This window comes from Streptomyces sparsogenes (assembly GCF_001704635.1).
GTDB lineage: Bacteria > Actinomycetota > Actinomycetes > Streptomycetales > Streptomycetaceae > Streptomyces > Streptomyces sparsogenes.
The window spans coordinates 76,784-83,390 of record NZ_MAXF01000121.1; the positions used below are offsets into that span (position 1 = coordinate 76,784).

Genomic DNA, 6,607 nt, shown 5'->3' on the forward strand with positions numbered 1-6,607 from the left:
GAACGCGCCCTAGGAGCCGGGCGCCACCGCCCGTTCGGGCCGCTGCTGTCCGTCTTCCGACGGGGGCGGCTGGTGGGAGATCCGGCCCAGCGCGAGGGCGATGTGGCGGGAGAGCCGGTCCGCCACGCCCGCCTCCGCCATCTCGAACGCCCCGCGCCCACCCGTACGGAAGAGGGTGAGCGCGCCCAGCACCGGCTCCGCGGGCGAGACCCGCAGCGGGACGCACAGCAGCGAGGTGACGTCCTCGCGGACCAGGACGGGCGCGCCCGAGGCGTCCCGGCCGAACGCGTCCGCGTCATGGGGCCGCACCTGCAACGCGGAGACCCCGTCCCGTATCGCCTCCGCCACCAGCGGGCAGCCGGCCGGGTCCTGCTCGGCCACCGAGGTCACGCGGTCCGCCGTGGCGTCGGGCGGGCCCAGCGCGACCACCCGGCGGGCGGTCTCGGGCCGCGCCGGGTCGGCGGCCACATCGGCGATCACCCAGTCCGCGAAGCGGCCGTGCAGCACGGCGGCCGCCCGGTCCAGCACGGTCTTCGGCCCGCTGTTGGCGAGCGCCACCGTGCCGAGCAGCGTGGTCGCCATGTCGTCGATCAGATCCAGCCGCTCGGCGTGGCGCGTCACCTCGTCCAGGTCCGGCCGCCGGGCGCCCGGCGGCCGGACCCCGCCGGCCTGGCCCGGGACGGTGGGGGCCGCGACGGCCACCGCGCCCTCGCCGGTGGGCTGGAAGGTGGCCAGCACGGCGGAGTGCGGCTCGCCCGGCGGGCGCAGCCCGGCGAGCGTCACCCGCAGCGCCCCGTCGCTCCCCGGCCCCGGCAGGTGCACCACCAGGCTGCGCCCGCCCTCGTCGCGCGCGACCGCGGCGACCTGGGAGCGCAGCACCGCCCGCCCGTCGCGCCGCAGCGACTCGGTCAGCGGGCGCCCGGTGGCGTAGCCGGCGCGGGTCTGGAACAGCTGGGTGGCCGAGAAGTTCATCCGCCGCACCACACAGTCGCGGTCCAGCAGGACGACGGGGATCGGCAGCCGCTGGAACAGGGCGCGCAGCAGCTGCTGCTCGCGCGGGTCGGCGCGCCCCCCGCCGGGGGCCCGGGCGGCCGAGGCCAGCTGCTCGTACCGCGGCCACAGCACGTCGGCCACGTGCTGGAGCTCGATGAGGGCGGCGTCCAGTGCGGAGAGCCGCTGGTGCGCGGGCAGGGCACGCGCGGTCTGCAGTTCGGCGACGCGTCTGCGGAAGTCGGTCAGCTCGGCGCCGTACTCGTTTGCCCCGGACATGCGCACACGGTAACCCGCCCGGAGAGGGGCCCTCGCACCGTGGCCCGTTTTCCCGGGGGCGGAGCGGGCAGCCGAGGAGACGGGACGCTACGCGGAGACCCCCCCACCACCACCACCAGCGGAGTGACCAGCGGAGTGAAAGGAGTGGACCCGAGCATGCCGGATCGTGCCCTCACGCGCGTCTGGGCCTGGCAGACCGACGCGCCGTCCCTGGACCGCGGCCTCGCCGAGCTGGCCGAACAGGCCGCCTCCTGCACTCCGGACAGCTGCGGGGCCACCGCCACCGCCCTCCTCGGCCCGGACCCCGGCGGGAGCGCCCTGGAGGAACAGCAGACCGCCGCCACCCACCCCGACCTGTCCCCGCTGGTCTCGGTGCAGCTCGCCTCGGGCGAGGGCCCGATCCCGGCCGCCCGGGCCACCGGCCGCCCGACGGGCGCGGACGACCTGCTGCACGACCGCAGGTGGCCGCGGTACCGGGCCAGGGCCCTGGAGGCGGGGGTGCGCTCCAGCGCCACCCTGCCGTTCGTCAGCGAGGGCCTGACCGTGACCATCTCCGTCTACGGGCTGCGGCCCGGCCCCCTGGAGGAGGCCGCCCAGGGAGCCACCCGGCTGCTCGGCGACCTCGCCACCGAGAGCCTGGCGCGCGACCGGCGCTATCGCGCCGCCCTCACCGAGATCGACCAGCTGGACACCGCGCTGCGCTCGCGCCCGGTGGTCGACCAGGCGTGCGGGATCGTGATGTACGTGCTGGGCTGCGACGCGGACGCCGCCTTCGACCTGCTGCGGCGCACCTCCCAGCGGACCAACCGCAAGCTGGCCGAACTCGCCGAGACCGTGGTGCGCACCCGGGGCCGCGGCATCGAGCCGGAGCTGATCAGGATGGGCCGGCAAGCCAGTCCCGCACCCGCTCGGCCAGCGGACGACCCGTGCTGACCCCCGCGCCGGACGCGGCCTCGCCCGACGGGCCGCCGGTCTCGCCGCCCCGCTCCTCGCCGCCCCCGGTGCCGCCCTGCCCGCCGCCGCCCTGCCCGCGGCCGGGATACGGACGGGTCGGCGTGGCGGTCTTGGCCTCGCCGACCCGCAGCCCGAGCGCCAGCCGCTCCTCCGCGGTGAGCCGCTCGCGCAGCTCCGGAAAGATCACGTCCTCCTCTCCCCGGATGTGCATGGACACCACGTCGAACAGATCGCGCACCAGCGAGTCGAACCGCCGGTCCGCCGGGTCCAAGCGGTCCAGATCGCCCAGGATCCGCTCGGCCTCCAGAAGCTCCTCGATCTCCCGCTCGGCGACCTCGTCGCCGTTGGGCAGGGCCTTGCGGACCGTCGGGTACAGATACTGCTCCTCGGCGACCGAGTGCCGCACCAGCTCCACCGTGATCCGGTCCACCAGCAGCCGCCGCTGCCCGGGGTCGGCGCTCGCCCGGTACCCCTCGAACAGGTCCTGCACCTCGCGGTGGTCCGCGGTGAGCAGGTCCACGACGTCGTGTTGCTGAGGCATCGCTGTCATGCGCGCCGGGTGCCCGTCGCCGCCCCGGGCAAACGGCCGTCGCCGCCCCGGGCGAACGGCACCGGCCACGTGTCGGCTCCGCCGCCGCATCCGCCGATCTGCGAAGGTGGACAGGGCGGGGAGACAGTCAGTCCAGTCTGTCGATCCGGAGGTGTGTTTCGAATGCAGCGGGAGCTGGCCGCCCCGGCTCCGGCGGCCCCGGACGACGGCGGCCTGCCGGTCCTCCCCGAGCTGGCCGCAAGCTTCGCCGAAGCGGCCGGCCGCACCGCGCCCGAGCCGGTCGGCGGCGCCCCGGCGCTGCGCGCCGCCGCCCGCGGCTACTGGGAGCGGCGCGGCCTGTGGACCGACCCGGAGCACGTCGTGGCCGCCCCCGGCGGGCAGCCGCTGCTGCTCGCCCTGCTCGCCGCGGTCGGCGGCGACGTCCTGCTGACCCGGCCCAGCGCCGCCTGGTACGCGCCGCTGGCCCGGCTCGTCGGCCGCCCCGCCTACCATGTGCCGGTGCCCGCCGAGTGCGGCGGCGTCCCCGACCCGTTCGCGCTGCTGGAGACCGTCCGCCGGGTCCGCGCCGAGGACGGCGAGCCGCGGGCCCTGCTGCTGTCCGGCGCCGACGACCCCACCGGCACCACCGCCCCGCCCGAGCTGCTGCACGAGGTGTGCGAGGCCGCAGTGGCCGAAGGGCTGCTGATCCTCAGCGACGAGACCTGGCGGGACACCGTGCACCACCCCCACGGCACGGTGCTGCTCAGCCCCGCCGAGATGCGCCCCGAGGACGTGGTGGTGCTCACCGACCTGGCGGGCGCCTTCACTCCGCCCGGCTGGCCCGCCGCGGTGGCCCGGTTCCCCGCCACCGAGCGCGGCGTCGAGCTGCGCGAGCGGGTGCTGTCCACCCTCGACGCGGTGCGGGCCGTGCCGCTGCCGCCGGTCGCCGCGGCCGCCGCCCACGCCCTCGACGAGCCCGAGCCGGTCCGTGAGCGGACCGCGGCCGCGGCCCGCGCCCACGGGGCGGTGGCCGCCGCGGCCTACCGCGCGCTCACCGCGGTCGGCGCGCTGTGCCGCCCCCCGCAGGCCGGCCGCCAGCTGTACGCCGACCTCGACGAGCTGCGCGGTGGCCTCGCCGCCCGCGGCATCACCGACTCGGTGGAGCTGGAGCGCGAGCTGACCCGGCGGCTCGGCCGGCCCGTACCGGGCGGCCACCGCTTCGGCGACGCCCCGCACACCCTGCGGGTGCGGCTGTCCACCCTGCCGCTGCTCGGCACCGGGGACCAGGAGCGACTGGCCGCCCTGGCCGCCGCGGACCCGCTGCGCCTGCCGCACGTGGCCGAGGCGCTCACCGCCTTCGAGACCGCCTTCCGCGAGCTGACCCGGACCGGACCGAGGCCGACCGGCACCGAAGGGAGCCCACTTCCATGACCGACCAGGCCGACCAGGCCCAACCGACCGAGCGACGCCCCGCCGGGGCGCGCACCCGCCCGGGCCAGGCGGCGCCCCCCTCGCTCGCCGCCCCGCGCCCCCGCGGCGAGCTCCGCACCTGGCCGCGGTCGTTCGCCCACCGCCTCACCTCCCCGCTGCCCGGCGTCCGGGCGATCGCCAGACTCGCCCGGGAGGGCCGGCTGCGCCCGCCCGTGGACGCGCTGCGGCAGATCCCCGAGCTGCCCTTCGAACCGGGCCCGCCGCCGGTCGTCGGGCCCGGGGAGGCGGCGGTCACCTGGGCGGGGCACGCCAGTTGCGTGCTGCGGGTCGGCGGGCTGACCGTGCTGACCGACCCCGTCTGGTCCCGCCGGATCCTCGGCACCCCGGCCCGGGTCACCCCCGTCGGGGTGCGCTGGGAGGACCTGCCGCCCATCGACGCGGTGGTCATCAGCCACAACCACTACGACCACCTCGACGCCCCCACGCTCAAGCGGCTCCCGCGCCACACCCCCCTGTTCGTACCGGCCGGGCTCGCCGCCTGGTGCCGCGCGCGCCGCTTCACCGACGTCACCGAGCTCGACTGGTGGGAGGCGGCCGAAGTGCCGGGCCCGGACGGCCCGGTGCGCTTCGACTTCGTGCCCGCCCACCACTGGAGCAAGCGCACCCTGACCGACACCTGCCGCTCCCTGTGGGGCGGCTGGGTCATCACCGCCCCGGGCGGCCGGCGGATCTACTTCGCGGGCGACACCGGCTACGGCCACTGGTTCCGCGAGATCGGCCACCGCTACCCGGGCATCGACCTGGCGCTGCTGCCCATCGGCGCGTACGACCCGCGCTGGATGCTCCGGCCGGTGCACACCGATCCGGAGGAGGCGGTCCGGGCGTTCGGGGATCTCGGGGCGCGGGCCATGATGCCCATGCACTGGTCCACCTTCCTGCTCTCCGCCGAGCCCCCGCTGGAGCCGCTGCAGCGGGTCCGCGCCGCGTGGGAGGCGGCGCGGCTGCCGCGCGAGGCGCTGTGGGACCTGCCGGTCGGGGCCTCACGCGTCCTCATTAGACCTGACGAGTAGCGGTAGTTAGTGCATCAGTGGACATAAGTGGCAGGTGGTGCGTACCCCACCTAGCTTCCTTTTCATGCGCACTCGACAGCTTCGCTACCTGGCGGCCTTCTCGGTCGCCCTCGTCATCGAACTCGGTCCGCTGCCCGCCGCCCACGCCAAGACCCAGCACGTCGTCCACCCGGGCGAGTCGATCCAGGCCGCGGTGGAGGCCGCCAAGCCCGGCGACACCATCGTGGTCCAGCCCGGCACCTACCGGGAGAACGTGCTGATCACCACCTCTCGACTGACCCTGCGCGGGTCGGGTGACAAGACCGTCGTCAAGCCGCCCGCGAAGGCCGCCAAGAACCCCGCCAAGGACACGTCGAAGAAAACACCCAACACGACACCCAAGAAAACACCCAACACGACAGACAAGAAGACGGCCAGGACGACACCCGGGAAGACGGCCAAGAAGGCGGCCGGGAACTCCTGCGCCACCGCCGAGAGCGGCATCTGCGTCACCGGCACGGCCCAGCGGCCGGTCACCGGTGTCCGGATCCGCTCGCTGAAGGTCACCGGCTTCGCCAAGAACGGCATCTGGGGGAAGTACACCGACCGGATGGACGTACGCGGCGTGACCTCCGTGAAGAACGGTCAGCAGGGCATCGGCCAGGAGAAGTCCACCCGCGGCACCTTCCGCGCCAACACCGCGAAGGACAACGGCCAGGGGGGCGTCTTCCTCGCCAACACCGTCGACGAGGAGGGCGCGGCCCTCGACACCAAGGGCACCGTCGTCCGCGACAACCACCTGACCGGCAACCGGGTCGGGGTCGGCGTCCGGCGCCTGAGGGTGCTCACGGTCCAGGGCAACACCCTCACCGGCAACTGCGGTGGGGTGTTCGTCGTGGGCGACGAGGGGACGCCCCGCGCCGGCGACCTGTCCGTCCTCAACAACAAGGTCTACGAGAACAACAAGTACTGCCCGCCCAACCCCCGCCTGGACTTCATCCAGGGCACCGGCATCCTCCTCACCGGCGTGGAGGACGCGCGGGTGACGGGCAACACGGTGCGGGACAACGTGGGCGCGTCGCCGATGTCCGGCGGGATCGTGCTCTTCCCCAGCGTGGTGGGCACCAAGAACGCCCGTAACACCATCAAGGACAACGTGCTGACCCACAACAAGCCCGCCGACCTCGCCGACCGGGACGCCGGGCCCGGCAACACCTTCGAGGGCAACACCTGCACCGTCTCCGAGCCCGTCGGCCGGTGCGCCAAGGAGACTTTCCAATGACGTTGTCAAGCCGCTGCCGTGACTGGTGGTGTGGCTTGGTAGCACGCTCCGTCGCGGATCATGGCCCACAGGACGTTGGCCCGGCGGCGGGCC

6 protein-coding genes are annotated in these 6,607 nt (G+C 75.3%); 4 read left to right on the forward strand and 2 right to left on the reverse strand.

Annotated features, from left to right (window positions below; all coding sequences use genetic code 11):
- Nucleotides 1-9: 9 nt before the first annotated feature.
- Nucleotides 10-1,269, reverse strand: coding sequence for a PAS domain-containing protein (locus tag BBH68_RS25275; RefSeq protein ID WP_079151195.1), 1,260 nt, complete (start codon nucleotides 1,267-1,269; stop codon nucleotides 10-12).
- 156 nt (nucleotides 1,270-1,425) lie between these two features.
- On the opposite strand from BBH68_RS25275, the gene BBH68_RS25280 reads away from it, so the two are divergent.
- Complete coding sequence (locus tag BBH68_RS25280; RefSeq protein ID WP_065965791.1) at nucleotides 1,426-2,202, forward strand: ANTAR domain-containing response regulator; 777 nt, start codon at nucleotides 1,426-1,428, stop codon at nucleotides 2,200-2,202.
- Here BBH68_RS25280 and BBH68_RS25285 read toward each other — a convergent pair.
- On the reverse strand, nucleotides 2,144-2,764 hold the full coding sequence (locus tag BBH68_RS25285) for a hemerythrin domain-containing protein (protein ID WP_065965792.1): 621 nt from the start codon (nucleotides 2,762-2,764) through the stop codon (nucleotides 2,144-2,146). The two genes, BBH68_RS25280 and BBH68_RS25285, sit on opposite strands and share 59 nt — an antisense overlap.
- A gap of 171 nt (nucleotides 2,765-2,935) precedes the next feature.
- Here BBH68_RS25285 and BBH68_RS25290 point away from each other — a divergent pair, with 171 nt between their 5' ends.
- The 3 genes from BBH68_RS25290 (at nucleotide 2,936) to BBH68_RS25300 (ending at nucleotide 6,514) form a co-directional block, all read left to right on the forward strand.
- Nucleotides 2,936-4,183 carry an aminotransferase class I/II-fold pyridoxal phosphate-dependent enzyme gene (locus BBH68_RS25290; protein ID WP_065965793.1) on the forward strand — a complete coding sequence of 416 codons (1,248 nt, stop codon included), beginning with the start codon at nucleotides 2,936-2,938 and terminating at the stop codon, nucleotides 4,181-4,183.
- Nucleotides 4,180-5,253, forward strand: coding sequence for an MBL fold metallo-hydrolase (locus BBH68_RS25295; protein ID WP_065965794.1), 1,074 nt, complete (start codon nucleotides 4,180-4,182; stop codon nucleotides 5,251-5,253). The genes BBH68_RS25290 and BBH68_RS25295 overlap by 4 nt, the downstream gene beginning before the upstream one ends.
- A gap of 64 nt (nucleotides 5,254-5,317) precedes the next feature.
- Complete coding sequence (locus tag BBH68_RS25300; protein ID WP_079151192.1) at nucleotides 5,318-6,514, forward strand: right-handed parallel beta-helix repeat-containing protein; 1,197 nt, start codon at nucleotides 5,318-5,320, stop codon at nucleotides 6,512-6,514.
- Nucleotides 6,515-6,607: the final 93 nt, after the last annotated feature.

Coding starts and splice junctions, on each gene's coding strand:
- BBH68_RS25275 (WP_079151195.1), bottom strand. CDS start 1,269: ATGTCCGGGGCAAACGAGTACGGCGCCGAGCTGACCGACTTCCGCAGA.
- BBH68_RS25280 (WP_065965791.1), top strand. CDS start 1,426: ATGCCGGATCGTGCCCTCACGCGCGTCTGGGCCTGGCAGACCGACGCG.
- BBH68_RS25285 (WP_065965792.1), bottom strand. CDS start 2,764: ATGCCTCAGCAACACGACGTCGTGGACCTGCTCACCGCGGACCACCGC.
- BBH68_RS25290 (WP_065965793.1), top strand. CDS start 2,936: ATGCAGCGGGAGCTGGCCGCCCCGGCTCCGGCGGCCCCGGACGACGGC.
- BBH68_RS25295 (WP_065965794.1), top strand. CDS start 4,180: ATGACCGACCAGGCCGACCAGGCCCAACCGACCGAGCGACGCCCCGCC.
- BBH68_RS25300 (WP_079151192.1), top strand. CDS start 5,318: ATGCGCACTCGACAGCTTCGCTACCTGGCGGCCTTCTCGGTCGCCCTC.